Annotated in this window: 32 protein-coding genes; 1 reads left to right on the top strand and 31 read right to left on the bottom strand. The window is 40.9% G+C overall.

Translation table 11 applies throughout. The features are described 5' to 3' along the window. Positions 1-127 precede the first annotated feature (127 nt). The 31 genes from HMPREF2832_RS06900 to tgt all read right to left on the bottom strand — a co-directional run bounded on the left by HMPREF2832_RS06900 (position 128) and on the right by tgt (position 17,676). Positions 128-1,399: a glutamate-cysteine ligase family protein gene (locus tag HMPREF2832_RS06900; RefSeq protein ID WP_070506131.1), complete on the bottom strand. Its 1,272-nt coding sequence runs from the start codon at positions 1,397-1,399 to the stop codon at positions 128-130. Positions 1,400-1,653: 254 nt separating this feature from the next. Beyond that, entirely contained in the window at positions 1,654-2,040 is a 387-nt protein-coding gene (rplQ, locus tag HMPREF2832_RS06895) for a 50S ribosomal protein L17 (protein WP_003002399.1), read from the bottom strand. Positions 2,041-2,051: 11 nt separating this feature from the next. Beyond that, complete coding sequence (locus HMPREF2832_RS06890; RefSeq protein ID WP_003009635.1) at positions 2,052-2,990, bottom strand: DNA-directed RNA polymerase subunit alpha; 939 nt, start codon at positions 2,988-2,990, stop codon at positions 2,052-2,054. A gap of 45 nt (positions 2,991-3,035) precedes the next feature. After that, complete coding sequence (gene rpsK / locus HMPREF2832_RS06885; RefSeq protein ID WP_003002390.1) at positions 3,036-3,419, bottom strand: 30S ribosomal protein S11; 384 nt, start codon at positions 3,417-3,419, stop codon at positions 3,036-3,038. Positions 3,420-3,442: 23 nt separating this feature from the next. Beyond that, positions 3,443-3,808 (bottom strand): 30S ribosomal protein S13, encoded by a 366-nt coding sequence (gene rpsM / locus HMPREF2832_RS06880; protein WP_003009631.1) that lies wholly within the window; start codon positions 3,806-3,808, stop codon positions 3,443-3,445. A 17-nt stretch (positions 3,809-3,825) separates the two neighbouring features. After that, entirely contained in the window at positions 3,826-3,942 is a 117-nt protein-coding gene (gene rpmJ, locus HMPREF2832_RS09915; RefSeq protein WP_001808836.1) for a 50S ribosomal protein L36, read from the bottom strand. Between the two features lie 23 nt (positions 3,943-3,965). Further along, complete coding sequence (gene infA / locus HMPREF2832_RS06875; RefSeq protein ID WP_001029883.1) at positions 3,966-4,184, bottom strand: translation initiation factor IF-1; 219 nt, start codon at positions 4,182-4,184, stop codon at positions 3,966-3,968. A gap of 116 nt (positions 4,185-4,300) precedes the next feature. After that, positions 4,301-4,939: an adenylate kinase gene (locus tag HMPREF2832_RS06870; RefSeq protein WP_070506129.1), complete on the bottom strand. Its 639-nt coding sequence runs from the start codon at positions 4,937-4,939 to the stop codon at positions 4,301-4,303. 96 nt (positions 4,940-5,035) lie between these two features. Then, entirely contained in the window at positions 5,036-6,346 is a 1,311-nt protein-coding gene (secY, locus tag HMPREF2832_RS06865) for a preprotein translocase subunit SecY (protein ID WP_023920186.1), read from the bottom strand. Between the two features lie 12 nt (positions 6,347-6,358). Continuing rightward, positions 6,359-6,799, bottom strand: a complete 441-nt coding sequence (gene rplO, locus HMPREF2832_RS06860; protein WP_003002405.1) for a 50S ribosomal protein L15 — start codon at positions 6,797-6,799, stop codon at positions 6,359-6,361. A 145-nt stretch (positions 6,800-6,944) separates the two neighbouring features. Further along, the gene (gene rpmD / locus HMPREF2832_RS06855) at positions 6,945-7,127 is read right to left on the bottom strand and encodes a 50S ribosomal protein L30 (protein ID WP_002894509.1); all 183 of its coding nucleotides are present in this window, start codon (positions 7,125-7,127) and stop codon (positions 6,945-6,947) included. Between the two features lie 14 nt (positions 7,128-7,141). Further along, entirely contained in the window at positions 7,142-7,636 is a 495-nt protein-coding gene (rpsE, locus tag HMPREF2832_RS06850) for a 30S ribosomal protein S5 (protein WP_003009617.1), read from the bottom strand. A 17-nt stretch (positions 7,637-7,653) separates the two neighbouring features. Next, on the bottom strand, positions 7,654-8,010 hold the full coding sequence (gene rplR / locus HMPREF2832_RS06845; RefSeq protein WP_003010871.1) for a 50S ribosomal protein L18: 357 nt from the start codon (positions 8,008-8,010) through the stop codon (positions 7,654-7,656). A gap of 83 nt (positions 8,011-8,093) precedes the next feature. Then, positions 8,094-8,630: a 50S ribosomal protein L6 gene (gene rplF / locus HMPREF2832_RS06840; protein ID WP_049492183.1), complete on the bottom strand. Its 537-nt coding sequence runs from the start codon at positions 8,628-8,630 to the stop codon at positions 8,094-8,096. Between the two features lie 189 nt (positions 8,631-8,819). Beyond that, entirely contained in the window at positions 8,820-9,218 is a 399-nt protein-coding gene (rpsH, locus tag HMPREF2832_RS06835) for a 30S ribosomal protein S8 (RefSeq protein WP_003010897.1), read from the bottom strand. Positions 9,219-9,429: 211 nt separating this feature from the next. After that, positions 9,430-9,615 carry a type Z 30S ribosomal protein S14 gene (locus HMPREF2832_RS06830; protein ID WP_001085699.1) on the bottom strand — a complete coding sequence of 62 codons (186 nt, stop codon included), beginning with the start codon at positions 9,613-9,615 and terminating at the stop codon, positions 9,430-9,432. Positions 9,616-9,632: 17 nt separating this feature from the next. Beyond that, positions 9,633-10,175 (bottom strand): 50S ribosomal protein L5, encoded by a 543-nt coding sequence (gene rplE, locus HMPREF2832_RS06825; protein WP_003009606.1) that lies wholly within the window; start codon positions 10,173-10,175, stop codon positions 9,633-9,635. A gap of 23 nt (positions 10,176-10,198) precedes the next feature. Further along, positions 10,199-10,504, bottom strand: coding sequence for a 50S ribosomal protein L24 (gene rplX, locus HMPREF2832_RS06820; RefSeq protein ID WP_003002315.1), 306 nt, complete (start codon positions 10,502-10,504; stop codon positions 10,199-10,201). A gap of 74 nt (positions 10,505-10,578) precedes the next feature. Then, positions 10,579-10,947: a 50S ribosomal protein L14 gene (gene rplN / locus HMPREF2832_RS06815; RefSeq protein WP_003002384.1), complete on the bottom strand. Its 369-nt coding sequence runs from the start codon at positions 10,945-10,947 to the stop codon at positions 10,579-10,581. Between the two features lie 25 nt (positions 10,948-10,972). Further along, positions 10,973-11,233: a 30S ribosomal protein S17 gene (gene rpsQ / locus HMPREF2832_RS06810; RefSeq protein WP_000440801.1), complete on the bottom strand. Its 261-nt coding sequence runs from the start codon at positions 11,231-11,233 to the stop codon at positions 10,973-10,975. 23 nt (positions 11,234-11,256) lie between these two features. Next, a complete protein-coding gene (rpmC, locus tag HMPREF2832_RS06805; RefSeq protein ID WP_003002350.1) occupies positions 11,257-11,463 on the bottom strand; it encodes a 50S ribosomal protein L29 in 207 nt (68 codons plus the stop codon). A gap of 9 nt (positions 11,464-11,472) precedes the next feature. Continuing rightward, positions 11,473-11,886 (bottom strand): 50S ribosomal protein L16, encoded by a 414-nt coding sequence (gene rplP, locus HMPREF2832_RS06800; protein ID WP_000960947.1) that lies wholly within the window; start codon positions 11,884-11,886, stop codon positions 11,473-11,475. Positions 11,887-11,889: 3 nt separating this feature from the next. Then, on the bottom strand, positions 11,890-12,543 hold the full coding sequence (gene rpsC, locus HMPREF2832_RS06795) for a 30S ribosomal protein S3 (RefSeq protein WP_003002336.1): 654 nt from the start codon (positions 12,541-12,543) through the stop codon (positions 11,890-11,892). A 12-nt stretch (positions 12,544-12,555) separates the two neighbouring features. After that, positions 12,556-12,900: a 50S ribosomal protein L22 gene (gene rplV, locus HMPREF2832_RS06790; RefSeq protein ID WP_000818139.1), complete on the bottom strand. Its 345-nt coding sequence runs from the start codon at positions 12,898-12,900 to the stop codon at positions 12,556-12,558. An 11-nt stretch (positions 12,901-12,911) separates the two neighbouring features. After that, a complete protein-coding gene (gene rpsS, locus HMPREF2832_RS06785; protein ID WP_000533766.1) occupies positions 12,912-13,193 on the bottom strand; it encodes a 30S ribosomal protein S19 in 282 nt (93 codons plus the stop codon). Positions 13,194-13,289: 96 nt separating this feature from the next. After that, the gene (gene rplB, locus HMPREF2832_RS06780) at positions 13,290-14,123 is read right to left on the bottom strand and encodes a 50S ribosomal protein L2 (protein WP_000512900.1); all 834 of its coding nucleotides are present in this window, start codon (positions 14,121-14,123) and stop codon (positions 13,290-13,292) included. 17 nt (positions 14,124-14,140) lie between these two features. Further along, a complete protein-coding gene (locus HMPREF2832_RS06775) occupies positions 14,141-14,437 on the bottom strand; it encodes a 50S ribosomal protein L23 (protein ID WP_003009593.1) in 297 nt (98 codons plus the stop codon). Continuing rightward, on the bottom strand, positions 14,437-15,060 hold the full coding sequence (gene rplD, locus HMPREF2832_RS06770) for a 50S ribosomal protein L4 (RefSeq protein ID WP_003009591.1): 624 nt from the start codon (positions 15,058-15,060) through the stop codon (positions 14,437-14,439). Before rplD ends, HMPREF2832_RS06775 begins: the two co-directional genes overlap by 1 nt. Before the next feature lie 24 nt (positions 15,061-15,084). After that, entirely contained in the window at positions 15,085-15,711 is a 627-nt protein-coding gene (gene rplC, locus HMPREF2832_RS06765; protein ID WP_003010846.1) for a 50S ribosomal protein L3, read from the bottom strand. 81 nt (positions 15,712-15,792) lie between these two features. Then, positions 15,793-16,101, bottom strand: a complete 309-nt coding sequence (gene rpsJ, locus HMPREF2832_RS06760) for a 30S ribosomal protein S10 (RefSeq protein ID WP_003009585.1) — start codon at positions 16,099-16,101, stop codon at positions 15,793-15,795. 432 nt (positions 16,102-16,533) lie between these two features. Continuing rightward, positions 16,534-17,676: a tRNA guanosine(34) transglycosylase Tgt gene (tgt, locus tag HMPREF2832_RS06755; protein WP_021154249.1), complete on the bottom strand. Its 1,143-nt coding sequence runs from the start codon at positions 17,674-17,676 to the stop codon at positions 16,534-16,536. 150 nt (positions 17,677-17,826) lie between these two features. On the opposite strand from tgt, the gene HMPREF2832_RS06750 reads away from it, so the two are divergent. After that, positions 17,827-18,696: a DUF975 family protein gene (locus tag HMPREF2832_RS06750; RefSeq protein ID WP_070506127.1), complete on the top strand. Its 870-nt coding sequence runs from the start codon at positions 17,827-17,829 to the stop codon at positions 18,694-18,696. Positions 18,697-18,713: the final 17 nt, after the last annotated feature.

Below are 18,713 nucleotides of genomic sequence, written 5' to 3'. Positions count from 1 at the left end.
CTCGCGCGACAACTATATTAGTATATCATGACCTCTCCTTACTGTCAACACTTTTTTCCAAAATTTTTTATTTTTTTGAAAGTTTTTTTGAAAGAAACAAAGAAAAGCCTGTAATAAGGCTTTTCTATTAGTCTAGTTCTTTGGTAATGATAAGAAATTTTTCTTCCTTGTAGCCTCTTTTCATTAAACCTGCTTTAGCTATATCTAGAAGATCTTTTGAAAAGGATTGTATCGCTTCTTTTTCCTTTTTATTTAGAATTTTCTTTGAATATTTCTTTCTAAGTTTTCGATAGTCCTGTTCTTCATTTTTAAAGAATGAAGAATCCTCTAAATAGCTTTCTAGTTTTTCTAATTCTACAAATAAGCCCAACTCAAAGGCTATCGGGGCAAAGGTGGTTTCTAATGGTTGTGTACAAACACTTCTAAATTCCACAGTCCCACGAGCAGTTAGATCTTGAAATTGGTAACTTCGATGTTGTTTTAGATCTTCTTTTACAGGGTTAATGATTTTCTCATTTCCATCAGCCGTATAGGCTGTAATTTCTTTTTGATCTAGATAGTCCTCCACTCGAATTGGTTTAAAATAATATGATTTGCCCTCTCTAGTTGCCGTAAAAATAGCCGTTCTAGCGAGATTATTAAAAAACTCTTCTTCGCTTTGGTAGTCCTTAGGATAAATCCCTACATTTTCCTTATAATAACCATGTAAGGATTCTTCCCAGAAAATATCTCTAGCAATTTTTGTATCCCAAGCCTCTGCTGAAAATTCTGAGTTAGAAAACAAATATGCTTTTGCTGCTTCAATTTTATTAAATGCATTAATGATGCGAATATAATTATCGCGCCTTACATCCAATTGAACCTGGTTTCCGCATATAAATGCTCCGTACGAAGGATAGGAGTGTGTCTTCATCCCTGTACCATTCATTGCAAGGAAAGCCATTAACATCTTGTATCGTTCGATTTTCACTGGGCTATTATCATTTTCTTTCCACAAAGGATGGATTCCGTGCCCTTGAATTTCGTGATTATTTTCTTGTAAAATCGGTTGAATGATCTTCAAATAAGCCTCAAAACGTTTGGCTACCTCATTTATAGAACGAGCTCTCTCAAATGCAAATTCAATTGTATTGTAACTCAACTCGAATAGAATGCGATCTTTAGAAGAACAGTGAATCAATTGAATGGGATTTTGATTGTCATCTATTTTTTCAACTTCAAAATCTGATAAGTTGGCTAAGGTTCGAAAAAGATTTTTCGTCACCTCTATATTTGTTTTGTTTCCATTTGTTTCTACAATCGGAAACTCTAATTCAACTCCGACAAAGAGTTCCGAATCCTCTTTCATATTACTAAGGTACTTCTCTTTTAGTAATTTAATTGCTTGTTGTTTTGTCATTGAATCCTTTTTCTTCTATTGGAGATATGGGTTCCATTATATCATTTTTTGCTATTCTCGACTACTCATGAAAAGCAAGACAAAACGCCTGCTTACGAAATTGTTTTAAATTAAAGCAATTTCGTAAACAAGCGTCTACCATTCATTCAATATGATGAGTGTTCCCGCTGGGGAAAATCCCCAGCGGTAGACCAGAGCTAGACTAAGAATAACAGTGTATTCCATCATCATAACACTCAACAAAATTGATGATATTATACCAATTCGATGATAGCCATTGGCGCAGCATCACCACGACGTGGTTCAGTTTTAAGGATACGAGTATATCCACCATTGCGCTCAGCATAACGAGGTGCTAATTCAGAGAACAATTTTTGAAGTGCAGTTGTTTCTGAGTATTTACCTGTTTCTTCATCAAAGTTTTGTGATGCAACTTCGTTACGTACGAATGCAGCAGCTTGACGACGTGCATGCAAATCACCACGTTTACCCAAAGTAATCATTTTTTCAACTGATTTACGGATTTCTTTCGCACGTGCTTCAGTTGTTACAATTGCTTCATTGATGATAAGATCTGTAGTCAAATCGCGAAGCATCGCTTTACGTTGTGAGCTAGTGCGTCCTAGTTTACGGTAAGCCATGTATTCCTCCTCTATTTATCGTTTTTTAACCCAAGGCCTAAGTCGGCAAGTTTGATTTTAACTTCTTCAAGACTCTTACGTCCCAAGTTACGAACTTTCATCATTTCTGCTTCTGATTTTTCAGTCAAATCGTAAACAGTATTAATGCCAGCACGTTTCAAACAGTTATATGAACGAACTGAAAGATCTAATTCTTCGATCGTACGTTCTAAAATGCGATCATCAGAAGTTGTATCTACTTCCTTCATAACATCTGTTGCAATAGCAATTTCAGTTAAGTTTGTGAATAGATTTAGGTGTTCTGTCAAAATACGAGCAGACAAACCTAAGGCATCTTCTGGAATGATTGTCCCATTTGTCAAAATTTCAAGGGTTAGCTTGTCAAAGCCATCGTTGCTACCAACGCGTGCTGGTTCAACTTGGTAATTGACTTTAGTCACTGGCGTATAGATTGAATCTACAGCAAGTGTTCCCACTGGTGCATCATCTTTTTTGTTTTGATCAGCTGGAACATAGCCACGTCCACTGTTTACAGTAAGCGTTGCTTTCAAAGATGCTCCTTCTCCGATTGTAAATAGATAATGATCAGGGTTTACAATTTCGATGTCACTATCAGTAAGAATATCTCCAGCAGTTACTTCTGCAGGTCCTTCTACATCAAGTTCAATAATCTTTTCGTCTTGGACGTAAGATTTAACGGCGATTCCTTTAACGTTAAGAATAATTTGCATAACGTCTTCACGGACTCCTGGAACGGTATCAAATTCGTGGAGTACACCTTCAATGTTGATTGAAGTGACAGCTGCACCTGGAAGTGAAGCCAGAAGTACACGACGAAGTGAGTTTCCAAGTGTTGTACCATAGCCACGTTCAAGTGGTTCTACGACAAACACGCCATAATCTTTGTTTTCATCAATTTTTGTTATATTTGGTTTTTCAAACTCAATCATTTGCTATACTCCCTCTTAAACGAAAAGCTGTGTAATTGTTGATGATTATACACGGCGACGTTTTGGAGGACGAGCACCATTGTGTGGTACAGGAGTTACATCGCGGATTGCAGTTACTTCAAGACCAGCAGCAGCAAGTGCACGAATAGCAGACTCACGACCTGAACCAGGACCTTTAACAGTTACTTCAACAGATTTAAGTCCGTGTTCTTGAGCAGCTTTTGCAGCAGCTTCTGATGCCATTTGAGCAGCAAATGGTGTAGATTTACGAGAACCTTTAAATCCAAGTGCACCTGCAGATGACCAAGCGATTGCGTTACCATGCACATCAGTAATCATAACAATTGTGTTGTTAAATGTAGCGTGAATATGAGCAATACCAGATTCGATATTCTTTTTCACACGACGTTTACGTGTTGGTTTAGCCAAGATTTTTACCTCCTTATTTTATTTTATTTTTTCTTACCTGCAATCGCAACAGCTTTACCTTTACGAGTGCGAGCATTGTTTTTAGTGTTTTGTCCACGAACTGGAAGTCCACGACGGTGACGGATACCACGGTATGAACCGATTTCCATCAAGCGTTTGATGTTCAAGTTTACTTCACGACGAAGGTCACCTTCAACTTTGATTGCGTCAACTTCACGACGGATAGCATCTTCTTGATCTGGTGTAAGATCGCGAACACGAATATCTTCAGAAACGCCTGCAGCAGCAAGGATTTTCTTAGATGTTGGAAGTCCGATACCGTACACATAAGTCAATGAAATTACTACACGTTTGTCATTTGGAATGTCAACTCCAGCAATACGAGCCATGTTTTCTCCTTTCTATCTTATCCTTGACGTTGTTTGTGTTTTGGATTTGCTGGGCAAATTACCATAACACGACCATTACGACGAATTACTTTACAGTATTCGCAAATTGGTTTGACCGATGGTCTTACTTTCATTTTTATCCCTCCAAGTTTTTCGATTATTTAAAGCGGTATGTGATACGTCCACGTGTCAAATCGTACGGACTCATCTCCACTGTAACACGATCTCCCGCTAAAATACGAATATAGTTTTTACGAATTTTACCAGAAACTGTTGCTAAAATCTGATGTCCATTTTCAAGTTCAACCGTAAACATAGCATTCGGCATTGTATCGACTACTTTGCCTTCTACTTCAATCACATCGTCTTTTGCCACGCAAAAGTACCTCCATAAATTTCGATTCATTCCTCTGAGCACAGAGGTAACAATTATAAGTCAGACTAACTAATTGTAACACTAGTTGTCCAATATTGCAAGCATGAAAAACGCTTTTATTTCAAATTTGACAAGACTTTTTCAATGTCTGAAAATACATCATTGATATCTTGGTTCCCTTGGATGTCATGTACGAGTCCTTTTGAACGATAAAATTCAATGATTGGTTCACCTTGGGCAATATTAACATCCAAACGACGTTTTACTGTCTCAGGTTTATCATCTTCACGTTGGTAGTAATCTTCCTCTTTGTAATCAACTGGTGGATTGAATACTTTATGGAAAGTTTCTCCAGTTTGACGATGAATGATACGTCCGCCCAAACGCTCTAAAAGACTGTCTGGATTTACTTCGATGTTGATAACACCTTCAAGCTCAATACCAAGTTCAGCCAATGTTTTATCTAAAGCATGAGCTTGCTCAATGGTACGTGGATATCCGTCTAACAAGAAACCTGTTTCTTTAATATCATCTTGAGCAAGGCGTTCTTTTACAATTCCATTGGTTACTTCATCTGGTACCAACTCACCTTTATCAATGTATGATTTTGCAAGCACACCCATTTCAGTTTGGTTAGCCATCGCTGCGCGGAACATATCTCCAGTGGAGATATGCGCTACGTGAAACTCTTCAACGATTTTAGCTGCTTGAGTTCCTTTACCTGCTCCAGGCAACCCCATAATTAAAAGATTCATGATGAATTCTCCTTATTTTGTTTTTAAATGGAAGCAGGAGCGAATTCCTATTTCCATTTAAAAACAAAATAGAAGGCTGACAAAGTCAACCTTATTCTATTCTGTTGTTGTGTCCATAAATCCGACATACTTACGTTTTAATAAGTAGCCTTCTAATTGTTTCATTCCCTCAATACCTGTTGAAATAATGATTAACAAACTAGTTCCTCCAAGAGCAACTGCATCTGTCAAACCAAATAAATCTCGAGCTAGGATTGGAATGATGGTAATAAAGCCAAGGAATACTGATCCGACACTTGCTAAACGACGTAGCAAACGAGACATAAACTCTTCTGTCCCTTTACCAGGGCGAACGCCTGGGATATAGGCACCACTCTTTTGAAGGTTTTCTGCCGTTTTTTCAGGATTGATCTGAACAAACGTGTAGAAGAAGGTGAAGAGAATGATCAATAAGGCATACATTGCCACACCAGTTGGTGTGTTTGTAGCCAACATGGCTTGAGCTGTTTTCACCCATCCTGCATTGTAACCCATAGCGCTAATCACTTGGAAAATTGCAGCAGGTGCTGCTGTAATCGAACTAGCGAAGATGACAGGAATAACTCCTGCTGGGTTTACTTTCAAAGGTAGGTAAGAACTTGATGGAGCTCCTTGTGCAATCTTTGTATATTGGATTGGAATCTTGTATTGTGCTTGCTCCACAAAGGTTGTAAAGTAAACAATAACCAAGACAGCAAGGATTAATACCCCAACAAAAATGAGGGAATTAGTCATTTGACCAGAACGTACGTTCACAAATGCATTTTCATAGATTTCTTTAATCATCTCAGGAATTGATGACACAATTCCCGCAAAGATAATCATTGAAACACCATTTCCGTATCCTTTATCTGTGATTTGTTCTCCAAGCCAAGTCACAATCATGGAACCGGTCGTCAGAATTGCACCGATTAACAAATAGGTCTTGGTATTAGGAGTTGCAACTAATTTTGCCTGAGACAAGGTGTGGAAGGTCGCTGTAATCCCAATGGATTGAACAAAAGCTAGAACCAAAGAAATATAGCGTGTTGCTTGGTTGAGCTTTCTTCGACCAACTTCTCCTTGTTTGCCCCATTCAACAAACTTAGGTAACAGATCCATTTGCAAAAGTTGCACGACGATCGAAGCTGTGATGTATGGGCTAACCCCTAATGCGAAAACTGAGAAGTTCCTCATAGCATTCCCAGATACTAAACTGAGCATGTTCAAGAAGGACACATCTTGAAGGTTGTTCAGAATTTTCGCATTTACACCAGGTACTGTAATCGTGGTTCCAATGCGGAAAACAAGAATGATGAAGATCGTAAACAAAATCTTCGACCGAACTTGTTTTACCTTAAATGCATCTTTTAATAATTTAAAAAACATAGGTCACCTCACTTAGATGACTTCAACTGAACCACCTTTAGCAGTGATAGCTTCTTCAGCTGATTTAGAGAATTTAGCTGCTTTAACAGTCAACTTCTTAGTCAATTCTCCGTTACCAAGAATTTTGATACCTGATTTTTCAGCTTTTACAATTCCTGATTCTACAAGTACTACTGGAGTTACTTCAGCACCATCTTCAAAGGCGTTCAATTGATCAAGGTTCACAATAGCATATTCTTTAGCGTTGATGTTTGTAAATCCACGTTTTGGAAGACGACGGAACAATGGAGTTTGTCCACCTTCAAAACCAAGACGTACACCGCCACCGCTACGAGCTTTTTGACCTTTTTGACCACGGCCAGAAGTTTTACCATTACCAGATGAAGTACCACGACCAACACGGTTGCGGACTTTACGTGAACCTGTAGCAGGTTGTAATTCATGAAGTTTCATTATTTATTTTCTCCTCTTTTGTAAATTGCTAACGCATGTAATCAGGAAAAGGTGTCCTAACTACAAACTCGCCTATACTTATATTTAGTTTTAGGGGATGAGAATCTCTCATACCCCTGAAAACTTTGTTTCTATTTTAAATAGATTATTTTACTTCTTCAACTGTTACCAAGTGAGATACAGCAGTGATCATACCACGTACTGCTGGGTTATCTTCTTTAATAACAGAGCTGTTCAATTTGCCAAGTCCAAGTGCTACAACAGTTTTACGTTGTGACGGGATGCGTCCGATTGGAGACTTAGTCAAAGTAATTTTAATTTGAGCCATTTGAATCTCCTTTCTTAAGCCAAGTCAGAAACTGAAATACCACGAAGGGCAGCAACTTCATCAGCGCGTTTCAATTGTGCCAAACCGTTAACAGTTGCACGAACGATGTTGATTGGAGTGTTTGATCCAAGTGATTTAGATGTAACATCTGCAATACCTGCCAATTCGACAACGGCACGAACTGCTCCACCTGCAGCAACCCCAGCCCCTTCGATAGCTGGTTTCAACAATACACGAGCTCCACCAAATACTGATGTTACTTCGTGTGGAATTGTTGTTCCAACCATAGGAACTTCGATCAAGTTTTTCTTAGCATCTTCAACAGCCTTACGGATTGCTTCTGGAACTTCTTGAGCTTTACCAGTACCAAATCCAACACGGCCATTACGGTCACCAACAACTACAAGAGCTGCAAAACGAAGACGACGTCCACCTTTAACAACTTTTGTTACACGGTTGATGGCAACTACGCGTTCTTCAAGTTCAACTGCATTATCTTTAAATGCCATTTTCTAGTGTCCTCCTATTAGAATTTCAATCCGTTTTCACGAGCTGCATCAGCCAAAGCTTTAACACGTCCGTGATATAGATATCCACCGCGGTCGAACACCACTTCAGAAATACCTTTAGCAACTGCACGTTCAGCAACAAGTTTGCCGACAACAACGGCTTGTTCAGTTTTAGTTCCTTTTGAAACTTCTTTGTCAAGAGTTGAAGCGCTTGCGAGCGTTACACCCGCTACGTCATCAATTACTTGAGCGTAGATGCCTGTATTAGAACGGAATACGTTCAAACGTGGGCGATCAGCAGTTCCAGAGAGTTTTCCGCGAACGCGACGGTGGCGTTTTTGACGGATTTTGTTTTTATCTGGTTTCGAAATCACAATTTTCACCTCTTAATTTTAAAATCATGTGCTAAGCACTGAGTTGGTAAGATGAAGTTTGGTTGAAAAACAACCAAACTACATTATTTACCTGTTTTACCTTCTTTGCGGCGAACGTATTCACCAACATAACGGATCCCTTTACCTTTGTATGGTTCAGGTGAACGAAGGCTACGTACATAAGCAGCTGTTTGACCAACTACTTCTTTTGAAATTCCGCTAACAACGATTGTTGTTGGGTTTGGAAGTTCAAAAGTAATTCCTTCTGGAGCTTCAACTTCGTCTGGGTGTGATTTACCAACAGCCAAAACAAGTTTTGATCCTTGAAGTTGTGCACGGTATCCAACCCCGCGCATTTCAAGTTCTTTCTTGAATCCTTCTGATACACCAGTAACCATGTTGTTCAAAAGGGCACGAGTTGTTCCGTGGATTGTTTTCATTTCTTTTGAATCGTTTGGACGGTGAAGTGTTACTTCAGTACCTTCCACACGGATTTCAATATCTTTTGAGAACGTACGAGTAAGTTCTCCTTTAGGTCCTTTTACAGTTACAACGTTGTCATTGTTAGTGAGTTCAACACCAGCAGGCAACACGATAACTTTATTACCAATACGTGACATGTTTTTTATTCTCCTGTTAAATTGTCAGGCCTTTACGGGCCAGTTTTCACGGGGTTTAAATCTTTTTGATTTAAAAGTTAATGTTTAGGTCTCAATTTCTAAGTGAATCGAGGCATTGTCTCGCAGACATAACTTTAGGTTAGGCAAGAGACAATAACGAAGAGTCACAACGAAATTGGGAGCTAAATATTACCAAACGTAAGCGATAACTTCTCCACCAACGTTCTTTTGGCGTGCTTCTTTATCAGTAAGCAAACCTTCAGAAGTTGAAAGGATAGCAATTCCAAGTCCGTTAAGAACTTTTGGAAGATCTTCACGTTTTTTGTAAACACGCAAACCTGGTTTAGATACACGTTTCAAGTTTGTGATAACTTTTTCACCGTTTTGTCCGTATTTCAAGAATACACGGATGATGCCTTGTTTGTCATCTTCGATGAATTCAACGTTTTTTACAAAACCTTCGCGTTTAAGGATTTCAGCAATCCCTTTTTTGATGTTTGATGCAGGTACTTCAAGTACTTCGTGTTTTGCTTGGTTAGCGTTACGAATACGTGTAAGGAAGTCTGCGATTGGGTCAGTCATAACCATTATAATTTCTCCTCTTACTAGTAGTTTGCAAGTTGCACTTGCTAGTTAATGATTGAGCTAGGCTCAGAAAGTTTTGATACATTCAAACAAGATAATCTCATTTGAACACGAGCTACAACCTGGGCAAAAAAGATAGATTTGTCTTGGAGCATCGCTCCTGCACCAAATCTCCTATTTTTGCTGGGGTTGTTACGCTCTTTGTATCATAGAATTACCAAGATGCTTTTGTGACACCTGGGATTTGACCTTTGTATGCCAATTCACGGAAGCAAACACGGCAAAGTTTAAACTTGCGGTAAACTGAGTGTGGACGTCCACAACGTTCACAGCGAGTGTATGCTTGAGTAGAGAACTTCGCTGGGCGTTTGTTCTTAGCAATCATAGATTTTTTAGCCATTAGTTTTACCTCCTATATTATTTTGCAAACGGCATTCCGAGGCCAGTAAGCAATGCACGTGATTCTTCGTCTGTGTTCGCTGTAGTTACGATTACGATATCCAAACCACGAGTTTTATCAACATCATCAAAGTTGATTTCTGGGAAGATCAATTGTTCTTTCACACCAAGTGTGTAGTTTCCGCGTCCATCAAATGATTTAGTTGGAACACCATGGAAGTCACGTACACGTGGAAGTGAAACTGTTACCAATTTATCCAAGAATTCGTACATACGTTCACCACGAAGGGTAACTTTTGCACCGATCGCAACACCTTCACGAAGACGGAAGCCGGCGATTGATTTTTTAGCCTTAGTGATCAATGGTTTTTGACCTGAGATCAAAGCAAGCTCTTCAGCAGCTTTTTCAAGGTTTTTAGCATTTGATACTGCATCACCAACACCCATGTTCAAAACGATTTTATCAACTTTTGGCACAGCCATAACTGATGAATAGTTGAACTGTTCAGTCAATGATGGTACTACTTCATTAAGGTATTTTTCTTTTAAACGATTAGCCATTATACTTCTCCTTTCCTTCGTGATTAGTCAAGCACTTCGCCTGATTTTTTGTTGTAGCGAACTTTTTTGCCGTCTACAAATTTGTAGCCAACACGTCCAGCAACACCGTTTTTGTCCAAAACTTGAACGTTAGAAGCATGGATTGGAGCTTCTTTTTCAACGATCGCACCTTGAGGGTTTTCGTTATTTGGACGTTGGTGTTTCTTGATGATGTTTACACCTTCTACAACAACTTTATTTACTTTTGGAAGAGCAGTAAGAACAACAGCTTCTACGCCTTTGTCTTTACCAGCGATAACGCGAACTTTGTCGCCTTTTTTTACAAACATTTTATTCTCCTTTTATTCTTACGCCCGATGGGCACCCTGGCTAAGCCAGGGGACTGTGTTTGTTTTTTTATTGATTAAAGTACTTCTGGAGCAAGTGACACGATCTTCATGAAACCACCGTCACGCAATTCACGTGCAACTGGGCCAAAGATACGAGTTCCGCGAGGAGTTTTGTCGTCACGGATGATTACTGCTGCATTTTCGTCGAATTTGATGTATGAACCATCTTTACGACGAGCACCTGATTTAGTACGAACGATAACAGCTTTTACAACGTCACCTTTCTTAACCGCACCACCAGGAGTAGCTTGTTTTACTGATGCAACGATTACATCACCGATGCTCGCGAATTTACGTTTTGAACCACCAAGAACTTTGATTGTCAAGATTTCGCGTGCGCCACTGTTATCAGCGACTTTCAAACGAGTTTCTGTTTGAATCATTTACGTTTTCTCCTTTCAGGTATGATTAGATGATGACCGCTTCTTCAACGACTTCTACAAGACGGAAGCGTTTTGTAGCTGAAAGCGGACGAGTTTCCATGATACGAACGATATCGCCTTCTTTAGCAACATTGTTTTCATCATGAGCTTTGTATTTTTTAGAATAGTTGATACGTTTACCATAGACTGGGTGGTTACGTTTAGTTTCAACTACAACTGTGATTGTTTTGTCCATTTTGTCAGACACAACGCGTCCAACAAGAACTTTACGATTATTGCGTTCCATTGAAATTCTCCTTCCCTAGTCTATTATTTAGCTTCTGATTGAACAGTTTTGATACGAGCGATTTGTTTTTTCACTTCTTTCAAACGTCCAGTTTGTTCCAATTGACCAGCAGCCGCTTGGAAACGAAGTTCAAACAATTCTTTCTTCAATTCATTTTCACGCTTCGCGAGTTCTTCTTGAGAAAGACCACGAAGTTCTTTAACAAATTCTTTTACTTCTGTAAGTTTCATGACCTCTCCTTATTCTGCTTCACGTTTCACAAATTTAGTTTTAACTGGCAATTTGTGGCTAGCAAGACGAAGCGCTTCGCGTGCGATCTCTTCAGATACACCAGCAATTTCGAACATCACTTTACCACGTTTAACTGGTGCTACCCAACCTTCAGGAGCCCCTTTACCAGATCCCATACGTACCCCGATAGCTTTAGCGGTGTATGATTTGTGTGGGAAAATCTTAATCCAAACTTTACCACCACGTTTCATGTAACGAGTCATGGCGATACGAGCAGCTTCGATTTGACGGTTTGTGATCCAGTGGCTAGTTGTAGCTTGAAGACCGTATTCACCGAATGCTACTTCTTTTCCACCTTTTGCTTCACCGCGCATTTTACCACGGAATTCGCGACGGTGTTTTACACGTTTAGGTACTAACATTGGTTATTTACCTCCTTTAGCGTCTTTACGAGCTGGAAGAACTTCACCACGGTAGATCCATACTTTAACACCAAGTTTACCGTAAGTAGTGTCTGCTTCTTCCCAAGCGTAATCGATATCAGCGCGAAGTGTGTGAAGTGGAACAGTTCCTTCAGAGTATCCTTCTGCACGGGCGATATCTGCACCGTTCAAACGACCTGATACTTGAGTTTTGATTCCTTTAGCTCCAGCACGCATAGCACGTTGGATCGCTTGTTTTTGTGCACGACGGAAAGCAACACGTTGTTCCAATTGACGAGCAATTCCTTCACCAACAAGGTGAGCATCCAAGTCAGGACGTTTGATCTCAATGATGTTGATGTGTACTTGTTTACCAGTCAATTTGTTAAGAGCTGCACGAAGTGCATCAACGTTTGCTCCACCTTTACCGATAACCATACCTGGTTTAGCAGTGTGAAGTGAAACGTTAACTTTGTTTACTGCGCGTTCGATTTCAATAGTTGAAACGGCTGCGTCAGCCAATTCTTTTTGAATGAATTTACGGATTGCAAGATCTTCATGAAGGTAATCCGCGTATTCTTTTTCAGCATACCATTTGGCATCCCAATCACGGATGATACCAACACGCATACCAATTGGATGTACTTTTTGACCCACGAGTTTACCTCCTTATTTTTCTGCAACAGCTACTGTGATGTGAGCTGTACGTTTGTTGATTGGTGAAGCTGAACCTTTCGCACGTGGACGGAAACGTTTCATAGTTGGTCCTTCGTTTGCGAATGCTTCAGATACTACCAAGTTAGCTTTTTCCAAACCAAAGTTGTTTTCAGCGTTTGCTACTGCTGAGTTCAACACTTTAAGGATGATCCCTGCAGCTTTGTTTGGTGTGAATGTCAAAATAGCGATGGCATCGGCTACGCTTTTACCACGGATGTTGTCAAGAACAAGACGTGATTTACGAGGTGAAACACGCACTGTACGAGCCATTGCTTTAGCTGAAGTAATTTCTGCCATTTATGTTCTCCTTATTTTCTACGTGTCTTCTTGTCGTCTGCCGCGTGACCTTTGTAAGTACGAGTTGGTGCAAATTCACCAAGCTTGTGACCTACCATGTCTTCTTGGATGTAGACAGGTACATGTTTACGTCCATCATAAACTGCGATAGTGTATCCGATGAAACTTGGGAAGATCGTTGAACGACGTGACCAAGTTTTAATTACTTTTTTCTTTTCGTCGTTTGCTTGAGCTTCAACTTTTTTCATCAAATGCTCATCGACGAAAGGTCCTTTTTTAAGACTACGTCCCATTTTGTAATTTTCTCCTTTAAAATTTAGTACCACAGCGGCTTGCGCTGCTAAGCAGCGCTACCGAGCTGGCGGAAAGTGTAAGCTAGTTGCTTATGATTATTTTTGGTTGCGACGACGAACGATAAGTTTGTCAGATTTCGCTTTCTTGTTACGAGTTTTAAGACCAAGTGCAGGTTTACCCCAAGGAGTAGATGGCGCTTTACGTCCAACTGGTGCTTTACCTTCACCACCACCGTGTGGGTGATCATTCGGGTTCATTACAGAACCACGAACTGTAGGGCGAACACCTTTCCAGCGGTTACGTCCCGCTTTACCAAGGTTAACAAGTCCATGTTGTTCGTTTCCGACAACACCAACTGTAGCACGGCAAGTTCCAAGAATCATACGAACTTCGCCTGATTGAAGACGAACAAGTACATATTTACCTTCAGAACCCAATACTTGAGCAGAAGCTCCAGCAGCACGTACCAATTCTCCACCTTTACCAGGTTTCAATTCGATGTTGTGGATCAAAGTACCAACTGGGATGTTAGCAAGTGGAAGAGCGTTTCCGACTTTGATATCCGCTTCTGGTCCTGATACGATGCGTTGACCTACTTCAAGACCTTTAGGGGCGATGATGTAAGCTTTCACACCGTCAGTGTAGTGTACAAGCGCGATGTTAGCTGAGCGGTTTGGATCGTATTCGATCGTTTTAACGACTGCTTCAACTCCATCTTTGTTACGTTTGAAATCGATCAAACGGTAATGACGTTTGTGTCCACCACCTTGGTGACGAACAGTAATACGACCGTTGTTGTTACGACCTGCTTTGTTTTTAAGAGAAACAAGCAAAGTTTTCTCAGGTGTGTTTGTTGTGATTTCAGCGAAATCCAAAGAAGTCATATTACGGCGACCGTTTGTTGTTGGTTTATAAACACGAATTCCCACGATATTTCCTCCTTAGATTATTCAGCTTCAGTAGCAAACAACTCGATTGCTTTAGAATCAGCTGCAAGCGTGATGATAGCTTTTTTAGTTTTTGAAGTAAAACCAGTGTAACGTCCAACGCGTTTTGCTTTAGGTTTTACGTTTACAGTGTTCACATTCGCAACTTTTACACCTTCAAACGCTGCTTCAACAGCTTGTTTGATCAAAAGTTTGTGAGCGCGAGTGTCAACTTCGAATACATATTTGCCTGCTTCAAGTTGAGCCATTGACTTTTCAGTGATAACAGGTTTTTTGATAACATCATACAAATTCATTATGCAAGAACCTCCTCGATTTTAGAGATAGCTGCTTGAGTAACAAGAAGTTTGTCACTATTTGCGATGTCAAGAACACTTGCAGTTGTAGCAGTCGCAACTTTCACGTTTGGAAGGTTACGAGCTGAAAGAGCTGCGAATTCATTTCCTTCTTCAAGAATAACAAGGACTTTAGAATCGATGCTCAAAGCTGCAAGAACTTTTGCAAATTCAGCAGTTTTTGGAGCTGTAAATTCAAGAGAATCAACGGCTACAAATTTGTTTTCAGCAACTTTTTCTGAGTAAACAGATTTAAGTGCAAGGCGACGAACTTTTTGAGGAAGTTTGTACGCATAGCTACGTGGAGTTGGTCCGAAGACAATTCCACCACCACGCCATTGTGGAGAGCGGATAGAACCTTGACGCGCACGTCCAGTTCCTTTTTGACGCCATGGTTTGCGTCCGCCACCTGAAACGGCTGAACGGTTTTTAACTGCGTGAGTTCCTTGACGAAGGCTAGCACGTTGGCTGATGATCACATCAAATACAACTGCTTGGTTTGGTTCGATACCAAAGATCGCATCGTTAAGAACAACTTCGCCCGCTTGTTTACCAGTTTGGTCGAATAATGTTACATTTGCCATTTTGACTGTATTCCCCTTTCCTTATTATTTACCAGCTTTAACTGCTGACTTGATAGTGATAAGAGATTTCTTAGCACCTGGTACGTTACCTTTGATAAGGATAACGTTCTTTTCTGGAACAACTTGTACAACTTCAAGGTTTTGAATCGTTACACGATCGCCACCCATGCGTCCTGCAAGGTTTTTACCTTTGAATACGCGGTTAGGTGCAACAGGTCCCATAGAACCTGGACGACGGTGGTAACGAGAACCGTGAGCCATAGGTCCACGTGATTGTCCGTGGCGTTTGATAACACCTTGGAAACCTTTACCTTTAGAAGTACCAGTTACATCAACAATGTCTCCAGCTTCGAAAGTGTCAACTGTGATTTCAGCACCAACTTCCAAGCCTTCAACGTTTTTGAATTCACGAATGAAGCGCTTAGGAGCCGTGTTAGCTTTTGCTACATGTCCTTTAGCAGGTTTGTTGCTCAATACTTCGCGTTTGTCATCGAAACCAACTTGGATAGCGTTGTAACCATCTGTTTCAACAGTTTTAACTTGAAGAACAACGTTTGGAGTTGCTTCGATAACTGTTACAGGGATCAATTCGCCAGCTTCAGTGAAGATTTGAGTCATTCCCACTTTTTTCCCTAAGATTCCTTTTGTCATGAGAAAATAGTTCCTTTTCTATAGTTTTTTATTCAAAAAGTTTTTAACGAGCGTTTTTTATGCTCTGGATCAAGCTTTAGATTAAAGTTTGATTTCTACGTTTACACCACTTGGAAGATCCAATTTCATCAAAGCGTCAACTGTTTTTTGAGTTGGGTTGATGATGTCGATCAAACGTTTGTGTGTACGCATTTCGAATTGTTCGCGAGAATCTTTGTATTTGTGAGTCGCACGAATGATTGTGTAGAGGCTACGCTCAGTTGGAAGTGGGATTGGACCCGCAACTTGTGCACCTGTACGAGTAGCTGATTCTACGATTTTTGCAGCCGCCGTGTCGAGTGTACGGTGTTCGTACGCTTTCAAACGGATGCGGATTTTTTTGTTTGCCATCTTTTTCTCCTTTTCGTCTATTTAAGATAATAGGCTAGCTCCACAAGAAAACCGACGCGCGTTGCGTGGCAATGCAACCGAGCGTGTCGCAACCTCTTGCATCAAAGCTAATAGCTGTTTTTCACAGCACCATAGTAGTTTAACACAAACAAAGGCCCAATGCAAGGGATTTGAGAAGATTTTTTCCGTTTTTTTAATGAAAGTGTTTTCGAAAGAAAAAGCGTGCTAAAAAAGTTGCTATTATATAGGAAAAAGGGAGCGAGACAGAACAAATTTATATCCAATTTGTTCGTCGTCTCGCCCCCGCACAGTTGATTAGGTTATCTTTGGAGCTTAACAAGCGAACAAAGATACCAATCAACCACTGCGTCTAGCAGTTATTCCTATTATTCTCAGAGGGCTGTAGTCTTTTTTCTTCCTATTTATCTATTTCTAGAAATTCCGTCCTGACTTGTTATAGCCATATTTTTCGACGAAATGCTCGCGGAATTCCAAGAGATTGTCATCCATGATGGCTTGACGAACCTGCTTCATAAGGTTGATCAAGAAATAGAGGTTATGGTAGCTGGTCAAGCGAATACCGAAGGTCTCATCTGCCTTGAGGAGGTGGCGAAGATAAGCTCGTGTGTAGTTCTTACAAGTGTAGCAATCACATTCAGGATCCAGCGGTGTAAAATCTTCTGCAAATTGCGCATTTTTCACCACCAGACGTCCTTGACTGGTCATGCAGGTACCGTTTCGAGCAATCCTCGTCGGCAAGACACAGTCAAACATATCCACTCCACGAATAACCCCATCGATCAGACTGTCTGGAGCTCCTACTCCCATAAGATAACGCGGCTTGTTCTCTGGTAAGAGCGGAGTTGTGAAATCAAGTACTGCATTCATCTCTTCATGGCTTTCCCCAACAGCTAAGCCACCGATAGAATAACCTGGAAAGTCCATGCCGACCAAATCTTGAGCAGACTGACGGCGTAAGTCTTCAAATCCAGCCCCTTGGACAATCCCGAAAAGACCTTGATCATGAGGGCGACGGTGAGCTTTTAGACCACGTTCTGCCCAACGACTGGTCCGTTCGATTGATTTTTTCACATAATCATAGGGCTGATAGAACTGAGGGCATTCATCAAAGGACATCATGATGTCGCTTCCTAGATTGTTTTGGATGGAGATGGCCTTTTCTGGAGAGAGGAACATCTTCGAGCCGTTGAGGTGATTTTTAAAAGTTACCCCTTCTTCGGTGATATTGCGGGTATCCGCTAGTGAATAGACCTGGAAGCCTCCACTATCTGTCAAAATTGGCTGGTCCCAGTTCATGAACTGGTGCAGTCCTCCTGCTTTTGCGACCAAGTCGTCCCCCGGACGAAGCCAGAGATGGTAGGTGTTGGCCAAAATAATTCCGGAGCCCATTTCCTTGAGTTCTTCTGGCGATTGGGTCTTAACGGTTGCCTGAGTCCCTACAGGCATAAACATTGGGGTTGGGAAGGTCCCGTGAGGGGTGATAATTTCTCCCAGACGAGCTCCTGTATGCTTTTCTTTTTTGATTAATCGATATTGAATCGGTGAATCTGTCATGGTTACCTCCGTACTGGGAAAAACAGTCCCAGCCTTCTTATTCCTGTCACAGTTTTCCTGTGAGCACCTGTACGATTGTACCAAATTTTACCAGCTCTGTCACGGACTTATGTTATAATAAAAAGTACTACTATGAAGAGAGTGTCATCTATGAACCTTAAACTGATTCGCCTCCGGGCACGCACCATGCAAGTCCAGCAACCGGGCTTAGCTATCCTTTTTGCTCTTCCGGTCCTGTTGACCATTCTTGCTAACTTTCTCTTAAGCGGGCAAGATCTGATCGATCTACTACCGGATATGACCTTGCAGCAAGCAAGTGTTTACATGATCCAGCGGCAGCTCTTTCCTTCTGTTGTCTCCTTTGTCATCTCCATTTTAGTGGTCGGTGCAACTTTTAGCTATTTAGATACGATCAATCCCAAAATCGAACACCGAACACGCGTTTTAGATATCTTTAAACAAGATCGCTTTACCTCTGTATTTGCCACCTTGATCTTAAAGCAAGCCCTTCTCTTTTTATGGGGACTCATCCTCTATGTAGGGAGCCTCATCAGCACCTACGCTAGCATTCGATTTTTGGCGATCTACGACAAGGTAAGCAACCCTAGTACTTTGAGTGCTTCCAGTCCTGAATTCCAATCTCTCATGCAACAAATGCCTCTGATGACGGCCGGTGTCGTACTGGGTCTACTCGGCCTCCTCTTTTACCTGCCGCAATACTACAGTCTCAGCTTGGTCGAATTGATCCTCTATGAGCAATTACGAGACGGCGACTACAAGGGAGCCTTTGGAGTGCTTCGCCAAAGTCGTGAAACCATGAAAGGATTCCGCAGCAATCGCTTGGTGCTCGATCTAACCTTGATTGGTTGGTACTTCTTGAATTACTTCACGCGCGATGTCATCGGCTTTTATACCATGCCATACTTTATCAACTGCCAAATTGCATTTTACGATCAAATCAAGCAGATTAAACAAGGGCCGCGCCATTTTGCAGGCCATCCAAGCCATGAAGCTAAATAAGAGTAAGAAGAAAACCC

It is taken from the genome of Streptococcus sp. HMSC073D05 (genome assembly GCF_001812015.1).
Lineage (GTDB): Bacteria > Bacillota > Bacilli > Lactobacillales > Streptococcaceae > Streptococcus > Streptococcus parasanguinis_D.
The sequence above is the reverse complement of the archived record's forward strand: the minus strand, read 5'-3'. Positions and strand labels throughout refer to the sequence as shown.

Coding starts and splice junctions, on each gene's coding strand:
- rplQ (WP_003002399.1), bottom strand. CDS start 2,040: ATGGCTTACCGTAAACTAGGACGCACTAGCTCACAACGTAAAGCGATG.
- rplP (WP_000960947.1), bottom strand. CDS start 11,886: ATGTTAGTACCTAAACGTGTAAAACACCGTCGCGAATTCCGTGGTAAA.
- rpsJ (WP_003009585.1), bottom strand. CDS start 16,101: ATGGCAAACAAAAAAATCCGCATCCGTTTGAAAGCGTACGAACACCGT.
- HMPREF2832_RS06870 (WP_070506129.1), bottom strand. CDS start 4,939: ATGAATCTTTTAATTATGGGGTTGCCTGGAGCAGGTAAAGGAACTCAA.
- HMPREF2832_RS06775 (WP_003009593.1), bottom strand. CDS start 14,437: ATGAATTTGTATGATGTTATCAAAAAACCTGTTATCACTGAAAAGTCA.
- rplO (WP_003002405.1), bottom strand. CDS start 6,799: ATGAAACTTCATGAATTACAACCTGCTACAGGTTCACGTAAAGTCCGC.
- rpmD (WP_002894509.1), bottom strand. CDS start 7,127: ATGGCTCAAATTAAAATTACTTTGACTAAGTCTCCAATCGGACGCATC.
- secY (WP_023920186.1), bottom strand. CDS start 6,346: ATGTTTTTTAAATTATTAAAAGATGCATTTAAGGTAAAACAAGTTCGG.
- HMPREF2832_RS06750 (WP_070506127.1), top strand. CDS start 17,827: ATGAACCTTAAACTGATTCGCCTCCGGGCACGCACCATGCAAGTCCAG.
- rpsM (WP_003009631.1), bottom strand. CDS start 3,808: ATGGCTCGTATTGCTGGAGTTGACATTCCAAATGACAAACGTGTAGTA.
- tgt (WP_021154249.1), bottom strand. CDS start 17,676: ATGACAGATTCACCGATTCAATATCGATTAATCAAAAAAGAAAAGCAT.
- rplX (WP_003002315.1), bottom strand. CDS start 10,504: ATGTTTGTAAAAAAAGGCGACAAAGTTCGCGTTATCGCTGGTAAAGAC.
- rpsS (WP_000533766.1), bottom strand. CDS start 13,193: ATGGGACGTAGTCTTAAAAAAGGACCTTTCGTCGATGAGCATTTGATG.
- rpmC (WP_003002350.1), bottom strand. CDS start 11,463: ATGAAACTTACAGAAGTAAAAGAATTTGTTAAAGAACTTCGTGGTCTT.
- rplE (WP_003009606.1), bottom strand. CDS start 10,175: ATGGCTAATCGTTTAAAAGAAAAATACCTTAATGAAGTAGTACCATCA.
- rpsE (WP_003009617.1), bottom strand. CDS start 7,636: ATGGCATTTAAAGATAATGCAGTTGAACTTGAAGAACGCGTAGTTGCC.
- rplD (WP_003009591.1), bottom strand. CDS start 15,060: ATGGCAAATGTAACATTATTCGACCAAACTGGTAAACAAGCGGGCGAA.
- HMPREF2832_RS06830 (WP_001085699.1), bottom strand. CDS start 9,615: ATGGCTAAAAAATCTATGATTGCTAAGAACAAACGCCCAGCGAAGTTC.
- HMPREF2832_RS06900 (WP_070506131.1), bottom strand. CDS start 1,399: ATGACAAAACAACAAGCAATTAAATTACTAAAAGAGAAGTACCTTAGT.
- HMPREF2832_RS06890 (WP_003009635.1), bottom strand. CDS start 2,990: ATGATTGAGTTTGAAAAACCAAATATAACAAAAATTGATGAAAACAAA.
- rpsH (WP_003010897.1), bottom strand. CDS start 9,218: ATGGTTATGACTGACCCAATCGCAGACTTCCTTACACGTATTCGTAAC.
- rplV (WP_000818139.1), bottom strand. CDS start 12,900: ATGGCAGAAATTACTTCAGCTAAAGCAATGGCTCGTACAGTGCGTGTT.
- rpmJ (WP_001808836.1), bottom strand. CDS start 3,942: ATGAAAGTAAGACCATCGGTCAAACCAATTTGCGAATACTGTAAAGTA.
- rpsQ (WP_000440801.1), bottom strand. CDS start 11,233: ATGGAACGCAATAATCGTAAAGTTCTTGTTGGACGCGTTGTGTCTGAC.
- rplC (WP_003010846.1), bottom strand. CDS start 15,711: ATGACAAAAGGAATCTTAGGGAAAAAAGTGGGAATGACTCAAATCTTC.
- rplN (WP_003002384.1), bottom strand. CDS start 10,947: ATGATTCAAACAGAAACTCGTTTGAAAGTCGCTGATAACAGTGGCGCA.
- rplF (WP_049492183.1), bottom strand. CDS start 8,630: ATGTCACGTATTGGTAATAAAGTTATCGTGTTGCCTGCTGGTGTTGAA.